General features: G+C 71.0%; 9 protein-coding genes. 3 read left to right on the forward strand and 6 right to left on the reverse strand.

Annotated elements, in window-relative coordinates; all coding sequences use genetic code 11:
• Positions 1-221: 221 nt before the first annotated feature.
• The 4 genes from ACFXIV_RS32175 to ACFXIV_RS32190 all read right to left on the reverse strand — a co-directional run bounded on the left by ACFXIV_RS32175 (position 222) and on the right by ACFXIV_RS32190 (position 17,250).
• Positions 222-7,568 carry an amino acid adenylation domain-containing protein gene (locus ACFXIV_RS32175; RefSeq protein WP_379394403.1) on the reverse strand — a complete coding sequence of 2,449 codons (7,347 nt, stop codon included), beginning with the start codon at positions 7,566-7,568 and terminating at the stop codon, positions 222-224.
• Positions 7,569-7,828: 260 nt separating this feature from the next.
• Complete coding sequence (locus ACFXIV_RS32180) at positions 7,829-15,154, reverse strand: amino acid adenylation domain-containing protein (RefSeq protein ID WP_379394401.1); 7,326 nt, start codon at positions 15,152-15,154, stop codon at positions 7,829-7,831.
• Positions 15,155-15,370: 216 nt separating this feature from the next.
• Positions 15,371-16,351 (reverse strand): LuxR C-terminal-related transcriptional regulator, encoded by a 981-nt coding sequence (locus tag ACFXIV_RS32185; RefSeq protein ID WP_379394399.1) that lies wholly within the window; start codon positions 16,349-16,351, stop codon positions 15,371-15,373.
• A 59-nt stretch (positions 16,352-16,410) separates the two neighbouring features.
• Positions 16,411-17,250 (reverse strand): M23 family metallopeptidase, encoded by an 840-nt coding sequence (locus ACFXIV_RS32190; protein WP_379394397.1) that lies wholly within the window; start codon positions 17,248-17,250, stop codon positions 16,411-16,413.
• Positions 17,251-17,447: 197 nt separating this feature from the next.
• On the opposite strand from ACFXIV_RS32190, the gene ACFXIV_RS32195 reads away from it, so the two are divergent.
• Entirely contained in the window at positions 17,448-18,491 is a 1,044-nt protein-coding gene (locus ACFXIV_RS32195; RefSeq protein ID WP_379394395.1) for a nitronate monooxygenase, read from the forward strand.
• Between the two features lie 57 nt (positions 18,492-18,548).
• Complete coding sequence (locus ACFXIV_RS32200) at positions 18,549-18,941, forward strand: SCO5389 family protein (protein WP_354830660.1); 393 nt, start codon at positions 18,549-18,551, stop codon at positions 18,939-18,941.
• Positions 18,942-19,022: 81 nt separating this feature from the next.
• Here ACFXIV_RS32200 and ACFXIV_RS32205 read toward each other — a convergent pair whose 3' ends face one another.
• Both ACFXIV_RS32205 and ACFXIV_RS32210 read right to left on the reverse strand, forming a co-directional pair.
• Complete coding sequence (locus tag ACFXIV_RS32205; RefSeq protein WP_379394393.1) at positions 19,023-20,588, reverse strand: protein kinase; 1,566 nt, start codon at positions 20,586-20,588, stop codon at positions 19,023-19,025.
• A gap of 98 nt (positions 20,589-20,686) precedes the next feature.
• A complete protein-coding gene (locus ACFXIV_RS32210) occupies positions 20,687-22,306 on the reverse strand; it encodes an acyl-CoA synthetase (protein WP_379394391.1) in 1,620 nt (539 codons plus the stop codon).
• 218 nt (positions 22,307-22,524) lie between these two features.
• Between ACFXIV_RS32210 and ACFXIV_RS32215 the strand changes: the two genes are divergently transcribed.
• Positions 22,525-23,334, forward strand: a complete 810-nt coding sequence (locus tag ACFXIV_RS32215; protein WP_379394389.1) for a class I SAM-dependent methyltransferase — start codon at positions 22,525-22,527, stop codon at positions 23,332-23,334.
• Positions 23,335-23,511 lie beyond the last annotated feature (177 nt).

The following is a 23,511-nucleotide window of genomic DNA, read 5'->3' on the forward strand; positions in this document are numbered from 1 at the left end:
CCCGACCACCCGAATCATGCAGCCTGTCCTCATCCTGTCCGTCATTGCCCATACCGCCGCGTGCACCGACATTGTTCATCGGGCTCACGCAGGCCGCGTTACTCGACCCTGCTGGTGGCAGGGCTGTCGGCCCCCCGCCGAGGGACCGGTCACGCGCGCTTCCCCAAAGGAGTATTCAGTCCTGCGGGCGGGAGGGCCACTCCGGGCCGCTCACCAGGTGCTCATCGGGCGGTGGCGACCCCCGGGACGGCGACGACGGTCAGACCCGACCACCGCGCGGGGACGGGCAGCCCGTCCACCACGAGAGCGGTGAGATCGTCCAGTTCCGCGGGGTCCGGCCCGTCGAGCCGGGCCCGGTCGGCGAACAGGTGGGTGACCCATTCGTCGGCGAGAGTCTCGGTGAGATCGGCTCCGGCCTCCGCCAGGACCATTGACGCCCCGACGCCGCCGGCGGCGATCGGTTCGATGAGCGCGAGGGGGTGATCCGCCAAACCGGACCAGTAGGTGCGTGATTCGAAGGTGAGCTCGGACTCGGCCCGCACCCGATCCACCATGGCCGCGACCTCGTCGTAGCTCAGCGACGCCCGGCCCGGCGCCGCGAAGGCGGTGTCATCGCCGCGCAGTGCGCGAATGCGGTGCGCGTAGGTGACCGGCCGCGCCGATTCGGTGGCGACCTCGGCGGCCACCCCGGGATCGTCCAGGGCGAGCCAGTCGATGCCCGGCACGGCGACCGGTTTCCCGGCGGTCAGGCCCACCTTCACATCCAGTCCGCTGGGCGGCAGCCGGTCCAGACCGGCCAGCGGCACCACCGCCGCACCGGTCTTGAGCACGGCCCAGGTGGCCACGGCCAGGTCGGCTCCCCGGTCCAGCCGCACGGCGACGCCGGTGCCGGGCCCGCAGCCGCGCCCGATCAGGAACCGGGCCAGTCGCGAGGAGCGAGCGTCGAGGTCCCGGTAGGACACCGTCTCCTCACCCCGGACCAGGGCCGGGCCGTCGGGGTCGTCCTCGACCGCGGCGGACAGCGACTGCGGCAGCGCCGTGCCGTGCGCGGTGGTGGTCACCGCCGGGGCGGGCGCGGGCAGCGCCCGGGCACGGGCGCGCTCGGCCGGGCTCAGCAGGTCGATGTCGCCCACCGGCATGTGCGGATCGGCGGCCACCGCGGCCAGGATGCGCACCAGGCGCGCGCCCAGGGCCTCGATGGTGGACTCGTCGAAAAGCTCGGTGGCATAGGAGAAGACGACGGCGAGGTCGCCGGGGGTGCCGTCCGCGGCGAGCGGTCCGGCCTCGACGCCGATCTGCAGGTCGAACTTGGCGGCCTCGAGCGCCGCGTCCACGCCGGAGACCGACAGGCCCGGGAGCTCGAGCTCGGCCACCTCGTTGTGCTGCAGCGCCAGCACTACCTGCAGCAGCGGATCGGCCTGGCCACGGCCGGGCGCGACCGCCTCCACCACACGCTCGAACGGCACGTCCGCGTGCGCGAAGGCCGACAGATCGGTTTCGCGGGCGGCGGCCACCAGATCGTCGAAGGAGGCGGCGGGATCCACGGTGCTGCGCAGGGTGAGGGTATTGACGAACATGCCGACCAGGCCGTCGAGCACCTGCTCGCCGCGCCCCGCGATCGGGGTGCCGACGAGAATGTCCGGGCTACCCGACTGCCGCGCCAGCAGGACCGCGACGGCCGCGTGCATCACCATGAACAGTGACGCATTATGGCGGCGCGCAATGCGATTCAGCTCGGCGTGGATCTCGGCGGGCACCACGTAGTCGACCAGCGCGCCCGCCATGGACGGCGCCGGCGGGCGGGGCCGGTCCAGCGGCAGCAGCGGCCGCGCGGGCAGACCGGCGAGCTGTCCGCGCCAGTAGTCCACCTGCGCCGCGGCGACGGAGTTCTCGTCGGTGTCCGAGCCGATCACCGCGTGCTGCCACAGTGCGAAGTCCGCATACTGCACGGGCAGCGGCGCCCAGCCGGGCGTCTCGCCCGCGGCGCGCGCGGTGTAGGCGATCATGAGATCGCGGGCCAGCGGTGCGAAGGAGGCGCCGTCGGCGGCGATGTGATGGGCGACCAGGATCAGCAGGTAGTCGTCGGGCGCGTCCCCGGTGAGCAGTCGCATGCGCACCGGAACCTGGTGCGCGACATCGAATCCGGCGTAGATGAGCTCCTGCACCCGCGCGCCGATGTCGCGAGCGCGCTCCGTCTCGAGACCACCCGCCAGCGCCTCCGCGACCGAAAGCACCTCCTGATAGGGAGCGCCGCCGGGGCCCGATTCCGGGTAGCGGGTGCGCAGCACCTCGTGCCGGGTCAGGACGTCCTCCGCGGCCCGTGCCAGCGCGGGCACGTCGAGGGTGCCGGTGAGGCGGATGACCATCGGGATGTTGTAGGCCGGGGATTCCGGGTCCAGCTGATTGAGCACCCACATGCGCTGCTGCGCCAGCGACAACGGCACCCGCGCCGGCCGCTCCCCCGCCACCAATGGCGGACGCGCACCGGTCGCGGTGCCCGGCACGATCCGGGCGGCCAGACCGGAAACCGTTGCGGTCTCGAAGAGTTCGCGCACCGAGACGGTGGCTTCCAGCGCTTCGTTGATCCGCGAGACCGCCCGGGTGGCGATCAGCGAGTTGCCGCCCAGCTCGAAGAAGTCGTCGTCCGCGCCGACCCGGTCCGCGCCGAGCAGATCCATGAAGACGCCCGCCACGATCTCTTCGATCGGGGTCGACGGCGCGCGGAAACGCCTGGGCTCGAACACCGGGGCGGGCAGTGCCCGGCGGTCCAGCTTGCCGGAGGCGTTGAGCGGGAAGGCGTCCATGACCGCGATCGAGGAGGGCACCATATAGGCCGGAAGCAGCTGCGCCAGAGCGGCTTTCACCAGCGTGGGATCGACCTCCGCGGCGGGGTCGCGGGCCACGTAGCCGACCAGCTGCTCACCGCCCTGCGCGTCGGCGCGCACCACCACGACCGACTGGGCCACCCCGGGCTGGGCCAGCAGGGCCGCCTCGATCTCGCCCAGTTCGATGCGCAGGCCGCGCAGTTTCACCTGGAAGTCGGTGCGGCCCAGGTATTCCAGTTCGCCGTCGGCACGCCACTTCACGAGATCGCCGGTGCGGTACATGCGCGTCCCGTGACCGAAGGGGTCGGCGACGAACCGGTCGGCGGTCAGGTCCGGGCGGGCCACATAGCCGATGGCCAGCTGGTCACCGGCCAGATACAGCTCGCCCGGGACGCCGGGGGCGACCGGTCGCAGCCGCGAATCCAGCACGTAGAGAGCGGTATTGAAGACCGGCCGGCCGATCGGCACCGACACGGTGTCGGCATCGGTCACCTCGTGATAGGTGACGTCGACCGCGGCCTCGGTCGGACCGTAGAGGTTGTGCAGGCGGGCGGTGGTCAGCTCCCGTAGTCGCTGCGCCGTTGGCGCGGGTAGTGCCTCGCCGGAGGCGAACACCTGGCGGAGTTCGATTGCCCTCCGCTCCGCTCCGGGCGGGTTCGCGCCGGTCTCACCCAGTGCCGCGAGGAATACCGCGAGCATGGACGGTACGAAATGCACCGTGGTGACACCATGTTCGGCGATCACCTGGGCCAGGTACACCGGATCGCGGTGCCCGTCCGGGGTGGCGAGCACCAGCCGCGCGCCGGTCTGCAAGGGCCAGAAGAACTCCCACACCGAGACGTCGAAGGTGGCGGGAGTCTTCTGCAGCACCACATCCGCGTAGGTCAGGCGGTACTGCGCCTGCATCCAGACCAGCCGATTGACAATGGCGGCGTGACTGACGGCCACGCCCTTGGGCCGACCGGTCGAGCCCGAGGTGAACAGGACATAGGCCGGGTGCCCCGGCCGCAGCGGACGGGTCCGTTCGGCGTCCGAGATCGGTGTGCTCGGCCACCGGGTCCGCGCCCGCTCCTCGGCCTCCTCGACGAAGCGGGCGGGAGTGCCGCTCCCGCTGTCGAAGCCGTCCCGCCGGGTGGTCAGCACCAGGCGCGGCCCGGCGGTGCCGAGAATGTGCTCGTTGCGGTCGAGCGGCTGTTCGGGGTCCAGCGGCAGGTAGGCGGCGCCGGTCATGAGGACCGCGTACATGGCCACCACCAGCTCGGTGGAGCGCCGGATGGCCAGGGCCACCGAGGTTTCCGGCCCGACCCCGTAGCCGTCGATGAGTTCGCGGGCCAGCCGGCGGGCGCGGTCGGCCAGTTCCCGATAGGTGAGGCGCTCGTCCGCGCAGACCAGTGCCACGATGTCCGGAGTGTCGGCGACCTGCGCCTCGAACATCGAGATCAGGGTCGGCGCGACATCGTTCGGCAGGCCGGCCGCGGCGGTGACGTCGAAGCCGGTGGCGTTCCAGTCGGTCAGGACGCGTTGGCGTTCCTCGGGCGCGAGCAGGTCGAGATCCCCGACCGGTGCACCCGGGTCGGCCGCGACCAGTTCCAGCACGCGGGCGAAGCGGCGGGCGAACGACGCGATGGTCCGCTCGTCGAAAAGATCCAGCGCATAGGAGAATTCGGCCGCCATCCCGATGCCGTCGCCGCGCTCGTCCACCGTCTCCTGCACGGTCAGCTGCAGGTCGAACTTGGCGAAGGGCACCTCGAGGTCGGTGCCGGAGACGGTGAGCCCGGGTAGCCGGAATTCGGCGGGCGCCAGGTTCTGGAACGAGAGCATCACCTGGAACAGCGGATTGCGCGCCTGCGAGCGGGCCGGGTCGAGCAGGTCCACCAGTCGTTCGAAGGGCACGTCGGCGTGGCCGAAGGCGCGCACGTCGGTGTCGCGCACCAGGTCCAGGAGGTCGGCGAACCCGGCGGCGGGATCGACGTCGGTCCGCAGCACGAGGGTATTGACGAACATGCCGATGAGGTCGTCCAATTCGGCCTCGCCGCGCCCGGCCACCGGCGTGCCCACGGCGATGTCCCGGGTGCCGGACAGCCGAGCCAGCAGGATCGCGAGTGCCGTGTGCACGACCATGAAGGTGGTGCCGTTGTGGCCGCGGGCCAGCCGGCGCACGGCGGCGTACACGTCGTCGGCGAGTTCGAAGCGGTAGGTGCCGCCGCGATACGAGGCGACCGGCGGGCGCGGGCGATCCGACGGCAGCACCAGTTCGTCGGGTAGTTCGGCCAGTGTCTCGCGCCAGAAGGCGATCTGCCGTGCCAGCGTGGAGTTCTCGTCGTTCTCGGCGCCGAGTGCCGTGCGCTGCCACAGGGTGTAGTCGGCGTACTGCACCGGCAGCAGAGGCCAGTGCGGCGCGGCCCCGGAACTGCGGGATACGTACGCGGTCACCAGGTCCCGGGTGAGCGGGCCCATGGAGAAGCCGTCGGCGGCGATGTGGTGCACCACGCCTACCAGCACCTGCTCACCGGGTCCGAGGCGCAGCACCCGCAACCGGATGGGCGGGGTGGCGGTGACGTCGAAGCCCGTCCCGCCGAGTGCCATCACCCGGGTGGTCAGTTCCGCGGCATCGATGTCCTCGACCGGCAGGTCGGGTATCGCACGGGGATCGGTGAGCGGCAGCACCTGCTGATAGCCCTCGCCGTCCACCTCCGGGTAGACAGTGCGCAGCACCTCGTGCCGCTCGACCAGGTCCCGGACTGCGGCGCGCATGGCCTCGAGGTCGAGTTCGCCCGAGAGCCGCACCGCGAGCGGCACATTGTCGACCGCGCTGTCGGGTGCGAACCGATTGAGGAACCACATGCGCTGCTGCGCGTAGGACAGCGGCACGCGATCGGGCCGCGGCCCGGATACCAGTGCGGGGGCGGTGTTCCCGGTCGCCTCCCCGGCCAGCAGCGCGGCCAGGTCGGCGACGGTGGACGCCTCGAACAGCACGCGCACCGGAACCCGCAGGCCCAGCGCGGTACCGATGCGGGCCACGGCCTGGGTGGCCAGCAGCGAGTTGCCGCCCAGCTCGAAGAAGTCGTCGTCGGAGCCGACGCGCAGCGGCTCGGCGCCGGGCGGGGTGAGCAGGCCGGAGAAGACCTCCGCGACAGCGGCTTCGGCGGCGGTGGCGGGGGCGCGGAAGGCCCGGGTGGTGAAGACCGGTTCCGGCAGCCGCTCGCGGTCGACCTTGCCGACCGGGGTCAGTGGGATCTCGTCGAGCACCATGATGGCGGCGGGAACCATGTACGCGGGCAGGGATTCTCCCGCGAAGGCCGCCAATTCCGCGGTGTCCAGAGCGGTTCCGGGGCTGGGCAGCACATAGGTGACCAGGGCGGCGGCGCCGGTGGGCAGGGTGGTGCCCAGGGTGACCGCGAAGTCCACGCCGGGGTGCGCGGTGAGCGCGCTGTCGATCTCGCCGAGTTCGATGCGCAGACCGCGGATCTTGACCTGGAAGTCGGTGCGGCCGTGGTGTTCGAAGTTCCCGTTCTCCAGGCGTTTGACCAGGTCGCCGGTCCGGTACAGCCGCTGCCCGGGTTCGCCGTAGGGTCCGGCGACGAAGCGTTCCGCGGTCAGCACGGGCCGATTCAGATAGCCCGCGGCCAGTGCCGGTCCGGCCAGATAGAGTTCGCCGACCACGCCGGGCGGCACCGGCCGCAGGCCCGCGTCCAGCACGTACGCGCCGATGCCGGGCAGCAGGGTGCCGATGTGCGTGCCGCCGCCGGGCGGCAGCGCCGCGGTGCCGGTGGACAGCGCGGTGACCTCGGTCGGGCCGTATTCGATATGGAAGTCGCGGTCGCGGGTGATCCAGCGGTCCACCAGGGCGGGCGGCACCCGCTCGCCGCCGCACATGATGGCGCGCAGGTCCTGCGGGACAGCCGGATCGAGCGATTCCAGCACCGCCGGCGTGATGCAGATGTGGGTGATCCGTTCGCGGCGGAGCAGCTCGGACAGCTCGTGGCCGCCGAATACGTCCGGCGGCACCACGACCAGGGTGGCGCCCGCGGTGAAGGCGTACAGCATCTCGACGATGGAGAAGTCGAAGCTCGGGGTGGTGAGCTGGGTGATGCGGGAATCCTCGGTCACCGCACGGCTTTCCCGGCGGGCGGCCAGCCCGGCCAGCCCGGAGTGGGTGATGGCCACGCCCTTGGGCTTGCCGGTCGAGCCCGAGGTGTAGATGACGTAGGCCAGATGCTGCTCGGTCAGCGGCCGGGTCCGGTCGGCGTAGGAGATCGGGTGCGCGGGCCGGGCCGCGATGCGCTCGGCCCGGGTGGGATCGTCGAGTTCGATCCAGTAGGCGGCGGTCCCCAGCCCGGCCCGGTGGGTCGCCAGGGTGACACCGAATTTCGCACCGGAGTCGGTGAGCATGTGCTCGATCCGGTCACCCGGATAGGTCGGGTCCACCGGCAGATAGGTGGCGCCGGTCTTCACGATGGCCCACATGGCCAGCACCGATTCCACCGAGCGCGCGATGCCCATGGCCACCACGTCACCTGGGCCGATGCCCAGGGCGATGAGTTCGCGCGCCACTCGCGAGGACTGCTCGTCGAGCTCCCGGTAGGTGAGTTCGCGCTGGTCGGAAGGGTTTCCGGTGGGATTGAAGCTGATAGCGACGGCATCGCCGGCGGATTCGACTGCCGCGGTGAGCAGTTGACCGAAGAAGGGGCTGCCGGACCGGCGGCGTCTGCTCCCACGGACTGATCTACGGGTTGTATCCATCCGTGTTGTCCACCTCACACGTCCAGCAATCACACGCGTCGAATTTCTTCGACAGCCCGGGCCGACGAAACCGACTCGCCCGGGCGAACCGGCACAGCATAGCCGCGCACAGCAGCTACGGCGGCTCGAACTGGAGGGACTATCGGCGGCCCGGCCCCGGCGTTGCACCATGTGACCTGCGCCATAGCAATTGCTGTTCGCTACTACTCGCGCCGCCGGGAGGTGGATCCGGCGGCGCGAGCAGGGCCCCTAGCGCTCGGCTACTCGGGCAGGACGAGCACGGCGGCGTCCGTCCAGCGCGCGGCGGCCGTCGTCGGCGCATCGAGCACCACGGCCCGAAGATCCTCGAGCGGAACGGGATTCAGCTCGCCGAGGCGATCGTGGTCGGCGAAGACGTGGGTGACCCACTCGTCGCCCAGCGCCTCCGAGAGATCCGGTCCGGCCGAATCCACCAGGACCACAGCGGCTCCGACCGCGCCCGCCGCGACCACTTCGATCAGGGTCAGCGCCGAATCGGCCGCACCGTGGTGGAAGGTGCGCGACTCGAAGGTCAGGTCGAGGGCGCGGGCCCGGTCGACCGCGGCGGCCAGGCCGTCGTAGGTGAGGGTCCGGTCCGCCGCCGCGTAGGCGATATCGGTGCCGCTCAGTGCGCGAATCCGGTTGGCGTAGGTGACCGGTCGCGCCGATTCGGCGGCGATCTCGGCGGCCGTCTCGGAGTCGTCGAGCGACAGCCATTCGATGCCGCGCACACTGTCGGGCGCCGTGCCGACGGTGATGCCGACCTTCACATCCCGGCCCGGGACTTCCGCGGCGGCGAAGGGCACCACCATGGTGCCCGCCTTCAGCACCGCCCACACCGCGACCACCTGATCGACGCCACGGTCCAGGCGCAGCACCACACCGGTACCGGGGCCGCTGCCCCGGGCGATGAGCACCCGGGCCAGCCGGGAGGAGCGGGCGTCGAGTTCCTGATAGGTGAGCGCCTCGTCGCCCCACACCAGCGCCGGGCCGTCCGGGTCGTCCTCGGCGGCGGTGGTGAGCACCTGGGCCAGGGCGGCACCGCGCACGCCGAGCCCGGCGGGTTCCGGCGCGGGCTGCGACAGTGCCTGCACCGCAGCGGATTCCGCGGCGTCCAGCAGCACGATGTCGCCGACCGGCAGCTGTGGATCCGTGGCGACCGAGGTGAGCACCCGCTCGAGGGCCCGGCCGAAGGACTCCATGGAGGATGCCTCGAACAGCTCGGTGTCGTAGTTGAGGATCACGGCCAGCTCACCCGCAGCGCCCGCCGCGCCGGGGCGCGGTTCCACGCTGATCTGCAGATCGAACTTGGCCGTCGCCAGGTCGGTGTCGACCGCCGCCACCGTCAGGCCCGGCAGCTCCAGCACCGGGGTTTCGGTGTTCTGCAGCGAAAGCACCACCTGCAGTAGCGGATTCGCCGCGGTCCGGCCGGGCGCGACGAGTTCGGCGACCCGTTCGAACGGCACGTCCGCGTGGGCGAAGGCCGACAGGTCGGTCTCGCGGGCCCGCTCGACCAGCTCGTCGAACGGCGCGGCCGCGTCGACCCGGGTGCGCAGGGTGAGGGTATTGACGAACATGCCGACCAGATCGTCGAGCGCGCGCTCGCCGCGCCCGGCGACCGCCGTGCCCAGGACGATGTCGGCGCTGCCCGACAGCCGCGACAGCCAGGCCGCCACCGCCGCGTGCACCACCATGAACAACGACGCATTGTGGTTGCGCGCCAGGCGATTCAACCCCGCGTGCACCTCGGCGGGCAGGGTGAAGTCGAGCAGCGCGCCGCGCATGGCGGCCGCCGCCGGGCGCGGCCGGTCCAGCGGGAGGATCGGGCGGTCCGCCAGTCCGGCCAGCTGCTCACGCCAGAACGCGACCTGCGCGGCGGCGGGCGAGTCCGCGTCGTCCTCGACGCCGATGGCCGCCCGCTGCCACACCGCGTAGTCGGCGTACTGCACCGGCAGCGGCGCCCACGCCGGGGCCTCGCCGGCGGCGTGCGCGAGGTAGGCGGTCATCAGGTCACGCGCCAGCGGGGCCATGGAGGCGCCGTCGGCGGCGATGTGGTGGGCCACCAGGACCAGCAGGTAGTCGTCCGGGTCGTCGCCGGAGATCAGGCGCACCCGCACCGGAACCCGCTGGGCCACATCGAATCCGGTGCCGACCAGCTCGGCGACCCGGCCGCCGATATCGCCGGACCGCTCCACCTCGAGGCCGCGCGGCAGCACATCGGCGACCGAGAGGATCTCCTGGTAGGCCGGTGCGCCCGGAGCCGATTCGGGGTAGCGCGTACGCAGCACCTCGTGGCGGGTCAGCACATCCTCGACGGCGTGCCGCAGGGCGGGCACATCCAGTGCGCCGGTGAGGCGGATGACCATCGGAATGTTGTACGCCGGGGACTCCGGATCCAGCTGATTGAGCACCCACATGCGCCGCTGCGCAAGGGAAAGCGGGACGCGCACCGGACGCTCCCCCGCCACCAGCGCCGGACGCACGCCCGTCGCGGCGCCCGGCACGATACGCGCCGCCAGGCCGGAAACCGTTGCGGTCTCGAAGAGTTCGCGCACGGCCACATTGGCGTCGAGGGCGGCGTTGATGCGGGCCACCGCACGGGTGGCGATGAGCGAGTTGCCGCCCAGCTCGAAGAAGTCGTCGTCCGCGCCCACCCGGTCCGCGCCGAGCAGTTCGGCGAAGACATCGGCCACGCTCTCCTCGATCGGGGTCGAGGGCGCGCGGAAGGTCTTGGCCTCGAACACCGGGGCCGGGAGCGCCTTGCGGTCCAGCTTGCCGGAGGCATTGAGCGGGAACGCGTCGAGCACCACGATGGCACTGGGCACCATGTAGGCCGGAAGCGCCCGGGCCAGACCGGCTTTCAGCTGCTCGGCAGTGGCCTCGGTGCTCACCACATAGCCGACCAGCTGGTCACCGGTGTGCGCGTCCGCGCGCACCACCACGACCGACTGCGCGACGCCCGGCTGCGCCAGCAGCGCCGCCTCGATCTCACCGAGTTCGATGCGCAGACCACGCAGCTTCACCTGGAAGTCGGTGCGGCCCAGGTACTCCAGCTCACCCGCAGCATCCCACTTCACGAGATCGCCTGTGCGGTACAGCCGTTCACCCGCGCCGAAGGGATCGGCCACGAAGCGATCGGCGGTCAGGTCGGGCCGTTCGACATAGCCGCGCGCCAGCTGCACACCGGCGAGATACAGCTCGCCCGCGACGCCGACGGGCACCGGATTCAGGCGCGAATCCAGCACGTAGACACGGGTGTTGAAGACGGGGCGGCCGATCGGCACCGACACCGTGTCGGCCTCGGTCACCTCGTGATAGGTGACGTCGACCGCGGCCTCGGTCGGACCGTAGAGGTTGTGCAGGCGGGCGCCGGTCAGCTCCCGCAGCTGCCGCGCGGTGGGCGCGGGCAGTGCCTCACCGGAGGCGAACACCTGACGCAGCGTGCGGCCCGCACTCGCCAGCTCGCTGTCGTTGTCCAGGGTGGCGACGAAGGCCGACAGCATGGAGGGCACGAAATGCGCTGTGGTGATGCGCTGTCCGGCGATGATCTGCGCCAGGTACACCGGATCGCGATGCCCGTCCGGCTTGGCGACCACCAGGCGCGCACCGGTCTGCAAGGGCCAGAAGAACTCCCACACCGACACGTCGAAGGTGGCCGGAGTCTTCTGCAGCACCGCGTCTTCCGCGGTCAGCGCGTACTCGTGCTGCATCCACACCAGGCGGTTGACGATGGCCCGGTGCTCGACGGCGACGCCCTTGGGGCGGCCGGTCGAGCCGGAGGTGAAGATGACGTAGGCGGTGTGCTCCGGCCGCAGCGGCCGGACGCGCTCGGCATCGGTGATCGGCGCACCGCTGTGCGACCGCGCCGCGGCCTCCGCCCGCTCCACCGTGACCGTCACGACATCACGTGCACCGGCGTCGAATTCGTCCCGCTCGGCGGTGAGCAGCAGACGCGGGCGCGCGGTGTCGAGAATGTGGCCGATGCGGTCGAGCGGCTGGTCCGGGTCCAGCGGCACGTACGCGGCGCCGGCGTGCAGCACCGCGTACATGGCCACGACCAGTTCCGTCGAGCGCCGCAGGGCCAGCGCCACCAGCGATTCCGGTCCCACGCCCTCGGCGATGAGCAGCCGCGCCAGGCGATTGGCCCGTTCGGACAGCTCGCGATAGGTGAGGGTCTCGTCCGCGAAGCTCAGCGCGACGGCGTCCGGGGTGGCCGCCATCTGCGCCTCGAATCGCGAAACCAGGGTCGCCGCAGCGCCTTCCGGCAGCGTCGCCGCCACGTCGAAGGCGGTGGCGTTCCAGTCGCCCAGCACCCGCTGCCGCTCCCCCGCGGAGAACAGCGCGAGATCGCCGACCGGGGCGGCCGGGGCCGTGGTCACCGCGGCGAGCACCCGCTGGAAGCGGGCGGCCAGCTCGGCGACCGTGGCGGCGTCGAACAGGTCCAGGGCGTAGGAGAATTCGGCGGCCAGGCCGGTGGCGTCGCCGTGCTCGTCGTGCGACTCCTGCATGGTGAGCTGCAGGTCGAACTTGGCGAACGGGATCTCGAGGTCCGCGCCGGCCACCGTGAGCCCGGGCAGTTCCAGGCGGGTGGGCGCCATGTTCTGGAAGGTCAGCATGACCTGGAACAGCGGATTGCGGGCCTGCGAGCGGGCCGGGTCCAGCAGTTCCACCAGGCGCTCGAACGGCACGTCGGCGTGACCGAAGGCGCGCACGTCGGTCTCGCGCACCCGTGCCACCAGGTCCGCGAAGGAGACGGCCGGGTCGATGTCGGTGCGCAGCACCAGGGTGTTGACGAACATGCCGATGAGGTCGTCGAGTTCGGCCTCACCGCGTCCGGCCACCGGCGTGCCGATGGCGATGTCGCGGGTACCGGAGAGCCGGGCCAGCAGCACGGCCAGCGCCGAGTGCACCACCATGAACAGGGTGGTGTTGTGCGTCTCGGCGAAATGCCGGGCGGCCGCGTAGATCTCGTCGTCGATGCGGAAGGCGTGGGTGCCGCCGCGGTAGGAGGCGACGGCGGGCCGCGGTCGATCCCAGGGCAGTACCAGCTCGTCGGGCAGGTCCGCGAGGGCCTCGCGCCAGTAGGCGATCTGGCGGGACAGCGCCGAGTCCGGATCGTCCTCGCTGCCCAGCGATTCCCGTTGCCACACCGCGTAATCGGCGTACTGCACCGGCAGCGGGGCCCACTGCGGAGCACCGCCGCGCATGCGCTCGGCGTAGGCGGAGACCAGATCGCGGGCCAGCACGCCGATCGAAACACCGTCGGCGGCAATGTGATAGATCGCGGCCACCAGCACGTGCTCGTCGGGCGCGAGCCGCAGCAGGCGCAGCCGCAGCGGCGGCGCGGCGGTGACGTCGAAGCCGGCGCCGACCACCTCGGCCACCCGGGCCGGGATCTCGGCGGCGTCGATGTCGACGACCGGCAGTTCGGGCAGCGCCCGCGGATCGCCGGCGGGCAGCACCAGCTGGTAGCCCTCGCCGTCGACCTCCGGGTAGATGGTGCGCAGGACCTCATGGCGCGCAACCAGATCCGCGGCCGCGGCGCGCATGGCGTCCACGTCGAGGGCGCCGGACAGCCGCACCGCGAGCGGCATATTGTCGACCGCGCTGTTCGGGTCGAAGCGGTTGAGGAACCACATGCGCTGCTGCGCGAACGACAGCGGCACCCGGTTCGGGCGGGGCAGCGAGCCGAGCGCCGGTCCGGCGGCGGCCGGCGCCGATTCGCCGTCGAGCCGCCGCGCCAGCTCGGCCACGGTCGAGCCCTCGAACAGCACGTGGACCGGAACCCGCACACCGAGTGCGGTGCCGATGCGCGCGGCGGCCTGTGCGGCCAGCAGCGAGTTGCCGCCGAGTTCGAAGAAGTCGTCGTCCGCACCCACCCGCGCGTCCGGGTTGTCCGGAATCAGCAAGGCGGCGAACACTTCCGCGACGATCTCCTCGGCGCGGGTGGCGGGGGCCCGGAACTCGCGGGCCGCGAAAACCGGTTCCGGCAGGGCATTCCGGTCCAGCTTGCCGACCGGGGTCAGCGGAATCTCGTCCAGCACCAGCAGGGCGGCGGGCACCATGTAGGCGGGCAGCGATTCGCCGACGTGCGCCGCCAGCGCCGCGGTGTCCAGGGTTGCGCCCGGCCGCGGCAGCACGTACGACACCAGCGCGGTCGCGCCGGAGGGCAGCGTCTTGCCCAGTGTCGCAGCGAAATCCACGTCGGGATGCGCGCTCAGCGCATTGTCGATCTCGCCGAGTTCGATGCGCAGGCCGCGGATCTTGACCTGGAAGTCGGAGCGGCCCAGGTACTCGATGACGCCCGGGTTATCCGATTCGGCGGGGGTGCGGCGCACCAGGTCGCCGGTGCGGTACAGGCGCGCGCCCGGCGTGCCCGCGGCCTCGCCGAAGGGACTCGCCACGAAGCGTTCCGAGGTCAGCCCCGGCCGACCCTTGTAGCCCTGCGCCAGCGCCGGACCCGACAGGTACAGCTCGCCGACCACGCCGTCCGGCACCGGCCGCAGGCGCGAATCCAGTACGTACGCACCGACACCCGGGATGGCCGAGCCGATGGTGATCGGCTCGCCGGGCAGCAGCGGGGCGCTCGAGGTGGCGAGAATGGTCGCTTCGGTGGGGCCGTAGCCGTTGTAGAAGGAGCGGTCGGCGGTTGCCCAGCGCGACACCAGTTCCGGGCCGAACTTGTCACCGGCCACCACCACGGTGGTCAGCTCGGTCAGCCCGGACGGATCCACCGATTCCAGTGCGCCCGGGGTGATCAGCACATGGGTGACGGCCTCGCGGCCCAGCAGCTCGGCCAGTTCCACGCCGCCGAAAACCCCGGCCGGTGCGATGACGAGGGTCGCACCGGCGGTGAAGGTCAGCAGCAGTTCCAGCACCGAGACGTCGAAGCTCGGCGAGCAGACGTGCAGCACACGCGAATCCGCGGTGACCGCGTAGTGCTCCCGCTCGGCGGCCACCAGTCCGGCCAGGCCGGTGTGGGTGACCACCACGCCCTTGGGCTTTCCGGTCGACCCGGAGGTGTAGATGACATAGGCCGGATGCTGCTCGGTGAGCGTGCCCGGCCGGTCGGCATAGGAGATGGGGTGATCCGGGTGCGCGGCGATGCGCTGCGCGTGCGCCGGATCGTCCAGTTCGATCCACTCGGCGGCGGTGCCCAGCGCGGCGCGGTACTCCCGCGTCGTCAGGCCCAGCACCGCGCCGGAGTCGGTGAGCAGGTGTTCGATGCGATCGGGCGGATAGGCCGGATCGACCGGCACGTAGGCGGCGCCCGTCTTGGCGATGGCCCAGACCGACAGCACCGATTCGATGGAGCGGGTGATGCCGATCGCGACCATGTCGCCGGGGCCTACGCCGCGGCCGATCAGTTCCCGGGCGAGCTGCGAGGACCCGGCATCGAGTTCGCGGTAGCTGATCTCGCGCTGGTCGGCCGGGTTTCCAGTGGGATTGAACCGGATGGCGATGTCGTCGGCGGCGGACTCGACCGCGGCGGTGAGCAACTGCCCGAAGAGTGGGCTGCCGGACCGACGCCGACGATTTCCGCGAGCTGTACGGCGGGCAGTATCCATTCGCGTGCATTCACCTCTCGGGTTCATCTTTTCCGCAGGCCGAAGACACTCGGCCCGACCCACGAAAAATGGCGTCTTGTTCCCTATGGATCGCCAACGGGTGAGCGGATCAAACAATCATATCGATGCTCGCGCGCGGCCTCGAGCGGCCCGAGCACAGTGACTATCGCTGAGCAGCAATGATTGTTGCTATGAAGTGACTTGCACCACAGTGGATCAGAGCCAGCCGCGGCGTGTCGCCTGCACGCCGGCCTGGAACCGCGTGCTGGCGCCCAGGCGCTCGAGCAGACTCGCGGTGCGGCGCACCACCGTTCGGCGCGAGAGGCCGAGCCGGCGGGCGATGGTGTCGTCGGTGGCGCCCATGCTCATCAGCGTCAGGATGGCCTTGTCGCGCTCGTCGAGGGCTTCGGCCGGGTTCACCGAGATCGGCGTGGCCAGCAGCCACAGCGAGTCGAAGGTCTTGACCAGCAGGTCCAATGTGGGCGACGGACCGACGCGCACGCCCATGGGGTCGCCGCGGCGCTCGTCGGTGTGCAGCACCAGCACCGCGCGCCGATCGTCGGCGACGATCAGCTTCATGGGCGGGTCGGGCAGCGTACGCGCTTGCGCCCCAATCGCATTGGTGGCCAGGACGTGGCGCAGCCGCTCCGGGTCCTGGTAGATGGTCTCCTGGTACAGGGTGCGGTAGGCGATGCCCGCGGTGATGCGCGAGGACTTCAGCTCGAACATCCGCTCCTCGGTCTCCACATCGGAGAGGAACGGGCCGCGCTCCACCACCTTCACGCAGGCGTGCGCGGTGTGCTGCAGGTCCTCGAAATCGGCCAGCAGCTGGCGGCGTTCGTAGACCGCCACCACCGCGCCGTCGGCATCGGTGGTGCGGCGCACCGAGCGGAAGGTCTCGCCCAGGCGCGCGGCGGCCGACTGCATGCGCAGCATGTCCTGATTGCGCCGGCGAGTCTCGGCCTCCGACAAGGCTTCCGGCGCGTGCGCGTCGAAACGCACCACGCCCTTGCCGTCGGTGAGGCGCACCGCGGCCTCGAGCTGGCACAGCGCCTCCAGCGCGGCCTCGGCTACGCGCGGCGGGATGGTCAGCCGCTCGGCCACCTCGAGCACAGTCGAGCGCGGGTGCTGCACGAGCACCGCGTAGGAGCGGCCGGGCACGGAGGCCGGGTCGAAGAGGTCGTCCAGTGTCGTCACCGCACCCACCGGTGGGCGCCGGTCCGGAAAGCGTCCGGTCGAGGGCAGCGGTGAACGGTCTACTGGTCCGGTCCCCACTGCTGCTGCATGAGAACGCCCTTGCTGGCTAGCCATGGCAGCGGATCCATCTTGTTGTCGGCGGCGTCCCAGATCTCGAGGTGCAGATGGGGACCTGTGGAGTTTCCGCGGTTTCCCACGGAGGCGATGACATCGCCGGTGTTCACCCGCTGGCCGACGGTCACGTACATGTCGTTGACGTGGCCGTAGACCGCGGTGGTGCCGTCGTCCTGCTTGACGCGCACCCAGAGGCCGAAGCCCGAGGCGGGGCCGGCGGAGATGACCTCGCCGCCCATGACCGAGTGGATCGGCGTGCCGATCGGATCGGCGAAGTCGATGCCGTAATGCATTGCGCCCCAGCGCATGCCGAAGCCGGAGGTGAGCTGGCCGTCGACCGGCTTGACCACGTTCGGGCCCGGGTTCAGCTGCTGCTGGAGGTTCTTGAGGGTCTGCTCGGCCTGCTGCAGCGGCGCGGAGACCTCCGGCGGCAGGTTCTGCAGGCCGAACGGGGCCGGGTCGGGCGTGGTGGCCGCGATCGGCTGGGCCTGCGGGGTCTGCGCCGCGGGGGCGGAGTCCCTGGCCTGCTTCAGATCGAGGTCGGCCTGCTCGACCGGGGCGACGTCCTCGCCGATGGTGGCGGGCTGCTCGTCGTGCGTGGGTAGCAGCGGCGCGGCGTGCGCCAGGGCCGGGACCAGCTGCGTTCCGGTGCCGATCAGGGCGCCGGCGGCGACGGCCACACCCGCGGCGGTCTTCACGCGCTCGGCGGTGGAGGGTTCGGCCCGGTGGCGTCGGCGCGACATGGTGACAGTGGTGCCCGCACCGGAATCACCGAGCAGATCCATGACTGTGACAGAGTTCGCGGTCGTTCGATGGTGCGGCACTGCAAGTCCTAGCGTTCGGGGGTCCGGTAACGATTCGGCATCGCTGTGACGGAAACAGTACTCGCTCGTGACCAATTCGCAACCTTTTGTGCGATAACGCCAGGTCGAGTGCTCGAACCCTTGGTCACAAACCGTAACCGAAGGCGCACACTTGCGAGATGGTTCTCGACGAGTTGGATACGCCGATCGTTCTTGCCCCCATGGCGGGCGGACCGTCCACCCCCGATCTGGCCGCGGCCGTGACCGAGGCCGGCGGGCTGGGCTTCGTGGCCGCCGGATACCTGCCCGCGAGTGAATTGGCCGCCCGGATCACGGCCACGCGGGCGCTGACCTCCGGGGCGTTCGGGGTCAATCTGTTCTATCCGTCCGAACCGAGTCCGACCGATCGGTTCGATACATATATAAGGACGCTGGCGGCCGAGTTCCCGGTCGGCGAGGCCCGCTACGACAGCGACGACTGGGCCGCCAAGCTGGACCTGCTGATCGCCGATCCGGTGCCGGTGGTGTCCAGCACCTTCGGCTGCCCGACCGCCGGGGAGATCGCGCGCCTGCACGCGGCCGGGTCCGAGGTGTGGGTGACGGTCACGACCGTGGCCGAGGCCCGGCAAGCGGTCGCCGCAGGCGCGGACGTGCTGATCGCACAGGGCGCGGAGGCGGGCGGGCACCGCGGCGTCTTCGTCGACGATCCGGCCGACGACCTCACCGACCCGCTGGGGCTGCTGACGCTGCTGCAACTGCTGCGCGCCGAGGTGGACACACCGATCGTGGCGGCGGGCGGCATCGCGACCGGGGCGGCGGTCGCGGGGGTGTTGTGCGCGGGCGCGGCGGCGGCGCAGCTCGGCACCGCGTTCCTGCGCTGCCCCGAGGCCGGGACCGCGCCGGTTGTTCGGGACGCCATCGCCGAGCCGATACCGACCATGCTGACCCGCGCCTTCACCGGGCGGCGGGCGCGCGGGCTGCGCAACCGGTTCATGGTGGAACACCCCGACGCTCCGGTCGCCTACCCCGAGATCCATTACGCCACCGGGCCTTTGCGAGCGGCCGCGCGGGCGGCGGGCAACGCCGACGAGGTGAATCTCTGGGCTGGTCAGGCACATTCGCTGGCGCCCGAGCTACCGGCGGGCGAGCTGGTGCGCACACTGTCGGCGGATGCGAAAAATGCTCTGGAACGGGTACTTTCGCTGCGAATTCAGAGTTATTGACAACGTTTTTCATCTACAATCGGCTGACACCTTCCGCCATCCCATGAGGAGAGCGATATGTCACTCGACGTACCTACCGCACTACTCGAGCGCGCCGAACGCGGCGAAGTCAGCGACGCAGAGTTCGTCGAATGCGTCCGTAATTCGCTGCCCTACGCCTACGAGGTCGTCAGCCGGGTAGCCGCCGACCTGCGTTCCGGCACGGCGGAATACGCCGACAACACCATTCCCCCGCCGGACGAGACCGCCCGCGGCCAGCTGTTGCGCGCCATGGCCTCGGACGCCATCCGCGGCGGCCTGGAACGCCACTTCGGCATCAAGCTCGCCTTCCAGAACTGTCACCGGGTGGCGGCCTTCCCACTCACCTCGGTCGGCGGCGACACCTACACCACCTTCATCTCCACCCGCGCCCAGCTGCTCAACCAGAGCCCGGAACTCCGCAACTGCTGAGCGCACCTCGCTGATTCGGCGCGACCGGCCAACCCGGCCGCGCCGATCCGCGTTCGCACCCGGCACACCCGCGATCCGGTTTCAGCGGCGGCGCGAACGAAACCTCTTGACCTCACGCCACCCCAGCCACACGAACACCGCCAGCGGTGCGACGAATACCACCAGCGCGACGATGGTCGCGACGAAATCCGTCACACCGCCCTTGGTCTCGGTGACCAGCACGTCGATACCCGCCGCGGTGAAGAGCCCGAAGAACGCGATGAGCAGCACCAGCAGGATCCACCACAACACCCGACCGGCGCTGATCCGCACGGGCCGTACCGAATTCCCCGCGCCGTAGGCCGGCATGCCGTCACCGGGCAATCGTGCGACGACTCCCGGATGAGCCGTTGCGCCCCAGGACATTCCGGCGGAGACGACCGGCGGCTGTCCAGAATGGGGTCGAGGCACACGTTCGGAGACCGGCCCGACCATCGATCCCGGCATACCGCCGGGCGGCGACGTTGCGCCCCGGACCAGGTCACCGGAACCGCCCGGAATCGGTGCGCGGTCTTGGGGTTGCGACGGATAGCCGGCTCCGGCCGTTCCGCTCCCCGGCCGCCCGGTCGGTGGCGGCATCGCACCGCCTGGGATTCCGCCGTACGGGGTCGCGCCCGCGGCCAACCCACCCGGCGGAGGTGTCAGCGCGGTCGGGATGCGGTTGCCGGGCGACGATGCGGGAGCCCCTGGCGGCGTCGGATATTGCCGCCCGCCCGCCGCGCCATAGCTCGGAAACGGTTCCGGGCTATCCCATTTGGCAGTCGGCGGGGCCGGGCCGGTGCGCGGGGCGGGCCGGGAGTCCAGAGCGGCGCGGGCGGCCGCTGCCAGGGCTCCGGCGCTCTGGAAGCGGCGGTCCGGGTCCTTGGCCAGGCCGCGCGCGATGACGGCGTCGAGGGCGGCGGGGATCAGCGAGTTGTGGTCGCTGGCGCGGGGCGGGTCGGTGGTGAGGTGGGCGGCCATCTGCTGGACGGGATCTGCCTGGGTGAAAGGCTTGGCGCCGACCAGGGTTTCGTAGAGCAGGCAGGCCAGCGAGTACACGTCGGAGCGGAGGTCCTCGGTGCCGGAGTAGCGCTCGGGGGCCATGTAGGCCCAGGTGCCCACTGCCACACCGGTACTGGTGATGGTGGCCTGGCCGACGCCGCGGGCGATGCCGAAGTCGATGAGGTAGGCGAAGCCGTTGGGGAGGGTGAGGACGTTGGAGGGCTTCACATCCCGGTGCACCAGGCCCGCCCGGTGCGCGATGTCGAGGGCTTCGGCGATCTGGGTGATGAGGTCGACCGCGCCTTCGGGTGGGAGCGATCCCACCTCGCGCAGGGTCTTGCTCAGATCGGCGCCTTCGATCAACTCCATGTCGATGTACAGGCGGCCGTCGAGTTCGCCGAAAGCGTGGATGGGCACCACATGCGGTCCGCGCAGTCGCGCGGCCAGCCGGGCCTCGCGTTCGAACCGCCGCCGGTAGTCCTGGTCGGTGGCGAGCTCGACGGGAAGCAGCTTCAGTGCGACTTCCCGTTCGAGGTGCGTGTCCTCGGCCAGCCACACCTGGCCCATGCCGCCCCGCCCGATCAGCTCGACGAGTCGATAGTGGCCGAGATTGCCTGCCCCCGGCACCTGCCCTCCCCCATGCTCTACCGCGTACTGCGAGGTGCCCAGCATACGACCCCGGGCAGGGAATCACACGGTTCCGAATCCCCCGAATCGCTGTCGGCTCAGGCCTCCCGGAGCTTGCGCTTGAGCACCTTGCCGGTGGGGTTGCGGGGCAGTTCGGCCAGGAAGACCACCTCGCGGGGGACCTTGTAGCGGGCCAGATTGGCCTTCACGAAGTCCTTGATCTCGAGCTCGCTGAGCTGGTGACCGTCGTGCACGACCACGAAAGCCTCGAGGCGCGCGCCGAATTGCTCGTCGGGGACGCCGAGAACGGCCGCCTCCCGTACCGACGGGTGGGTGTACAGCAGTTCCTCGACCTCCACCGGGAAGACGTTCTCACCACCGGAGACGATCATGTCGTCGTCGCGGCCGTCGATGAAAAGCCTGCCCGCGCTGTCGAAGTGGCCGACATCGCCGGAGGACATGAGGCCGCGGATGACCTCCTTGTGGCCGCCGCCGGTGTAGCCCTCGAACTGGATGGTGTTCCCGACGAAGATGCGGCCGCTGGCGCCGGCCGGCACCCGGCGGCCCCGATCGTCGAGGATCTCCACCCGCGCCCCCAGCACCGGCCGGCCCACACAACCGGGCTCCTCGGCCAGGTCCTCGGGCGTGGCGATGGTGGCGTAGGCGACCTCCGTCGACCCGTACAGGTTGTAGACGACCGGCCCGAAGGCCGCCGTCACCTCCCGGCACAGGTGCGCGCCCAGCTGGGAGCCCGCGACGAAAATGATGCGCAGCGCGGACAGATCGTGCCCGGTGAGCGCGCGGCCGCCCAGGTCGATCATGCGGGCCAGCATGACCGGGACGACGATCGCAGTGGTGGCCCCGTGTCGCGCCATGGAGTCGATGGCGGCCTGCGGGTCGAAGCGGCGGCGGATCACCAGGGTGGAGCCGAAGCCGAGAGTCAGCATGGCGCAGCCGAATCCGAGCGTATGGAACATGGGGGCGCAGCACTCGGTCACCTCGTTCACCCGGAACGGGACCTTGGACAGCAGACCGCCCAGCGACAGCAGCGATTTCGGCTCGGGGCGCGGCGCGCCCTTGGGGGTGCCGGTGGTCCCGCTGGTCAGCAGGATGATCTTCGGTTCCGCGCCGGGCGCGGGCGGCGCGTCGGGCGAGCCGGTCTCGATGAGGAATCCGAGGCTGTCCTCGCGTGGCTGCTCGGTCCAGGCCCGGTAGCTGCCGCGCCGCGGGCTCACCTCGTCGAGCATGGGCGCGTACTCGTCGTCGTAGACGAGCAGGTCGGTGCCCTCGCGGGTGGCGACGTCGCGAATCTGCGGGCCCGCGAAATCGGTATTGAGCAGGATGATCCGGGCCCCGCACTTGGCGGCGGCGAAGATCGCGTCCAGCAGGCCGCGGTGATTGCGGGCCAGGATCGCCACGCCCTCATGGGGTTTCAGGCCGCGCTCGCGCCAGGCGTTGGCCAGCCGATTCGACCGGTCCTCCAGTTCGGCGAAGGTCAGCTCGCCCAGCTCGTCGATGACCGCGACCCGCGCGCCGTACCGGGCCGCCGACAGCCGCAGCCCGGCCGCCAGCGTGCCGTAGCGCAGCATGGCCGTGGCCGCCGACAGCAGCACCGCAGGCGATTCCAGCCGGGCCAGCCCGGCCTCCAGCACCAGCCGCGCCGATTCCGCCTCCAGGTAGGCCCGCTCCCCCACCGACCTGATCAGCCCGAGCGTCATGCGCGGCCACCCCCGGCCTGCGTGATCGGCGGTACCTTCCTCGCTCTGACCGGCCGTGCGGCCTGCGCGCGTGTCGATTCCACCCGGACCTCCTCGTCCACCCCTGCAGATTGCGGGCATCTGCCCTCAAACTAACGGTACGGACCCGGAGCCGCGACCGGAACCTCTCCGCCGCAGGCTCCGGTCCTGGCGTCCGGGTCGTGCCTATAGTGGCGACCGTGACAGATCCGTTGTCGGCGAACCGGCGGAACTGGGATGCCCGGGCGGGCATTCACGCCGCCAGCAGCTTCTACCGCGACCGGGATTCCAGCTACTGGTTCGCGCCGTTCGAATGGGACGCCCTCGGCGACGTGCGCGACCTCGACGTGGTGCATCTGCAATGCCATCTCGGCACGGAGACAATCGAATTCGCGCGGCGCGGGGCCCGCGCGGTGGGCCTGGACTTCTCGGCCGAATCGGTGCGCCACGCCCGCGAACTGGCCGGGGGCGCGGTCGACTACGTCTGCGCGGACGTCTACCACGCGCGGGAAGCCCTGGGCGAGCGCACCTTCGACATCGCCTACACCGGCAAGGGCGCGCTCTGCTATCTCCCCGACCTGCCCCGCTGGGCGCGCGAAATCGCCGGCCTGCTGCGGCCGGGCGGCCTGCTCTACCTGGTGGAATTCCATCCGCTGCTGCACGCCCTCGGCCCCACCCCGCCGCCGGGTGTCGACCCGGGACAGCTTGTGCTGCACGACGATTACCTCGCCGGCCGCGGCGCCCAGCGCCGCGACAGCGCCCACACCTATACCGACGGCCCCGACCTCAGCACCGACACCACCGCCTACGAATGGCGTCACGGCCTCGGCGAAGTCATCAACGCCCTGCTGGCGGCGGGCCTGCGCATCACCGGCCTCACCGAGACCCACACCCTCCCGTGGCCCCGCTGGCCCCAGATGATCCGGACCGAAACCGGCTGGTGGCGACTCCCTCCCACCGACCCCATCATCCCGGTGCTCTACGGCCTGTCCGCGGTCAGGGACGCCTAATGGGAGTCGATCAGTTCATTCCGGCCCGGTAGCGATCGGGGTCGGGAAGGCTGGTCGCCGAGCCGCCGGCCGGTGAGCACCCTCCTCGCCTGGAATGATGTCCGATTCCTAGGGCTAGATCGTGCCCCGGCCGGTCGGTGAGGCAGCCTGTAGCGCTGATGGGATGTCGTGCCGATC

The sequence above is a fragment of the Nocardia sp. NPDC059236 genome (assembly GCF_042754085.1).
Classification (GTDB): Bacteria; Actinomycetota; Actinomycetes; order Mycobacteriales; family Mycobacteriaceae; genus Nocardia.

What these genes read in the sequence shown, in the direction of transcription:
- ACFXIV_RS32175 (WP_379394403.1), bottom strand. Translation starts at nt 7,568, where the DNA reads ATGGATACAACCCGTAGATCAGTCCGTGGGAGCAGACGCCGCCGGTCC.
- ACFXIV_RS32180 (WP_379394401.1), bottom strand. Translation starts at nt 15,154, where the DNA reads ATGGATACTGCCCGCCGTACAGCTCGCGGAAATCGTCGGCGTCGGTCC.
- ACFXIV_RS32190 (WP_379394397.1), bottom strand. Translation starts at nt 17,250, where the DNA reads ATGGATCTGCTCGGTGATTCCGGTGCGGGCACCACTGTCACCATGTCG.
- ACFXIV_RS32195 (WP_379394395.1), top strand. Translation starts at nt 17,448, where the DNA reads ATGGTTCTCGACGAGTTGGATACGCCGATCGTTCTTGCCCCCATGGCG.
- ACFXIV_RS32200 (WP_354830660.1), top strand. Translation starts at nt 18,549, where the DNA reads ATGTCACTCGACGTACCTACCGCACTACTCGAGCGCGCCGAACGCGGC.
- ACFXIV_RS32210 (WP_379394391.1), bottom strand. Translation starts at nt 22,306, where the DNA reads ATGACGCTCGGGCTGATCAGGTCGGTGGGGGAGCGGGCCTACCTGGAG.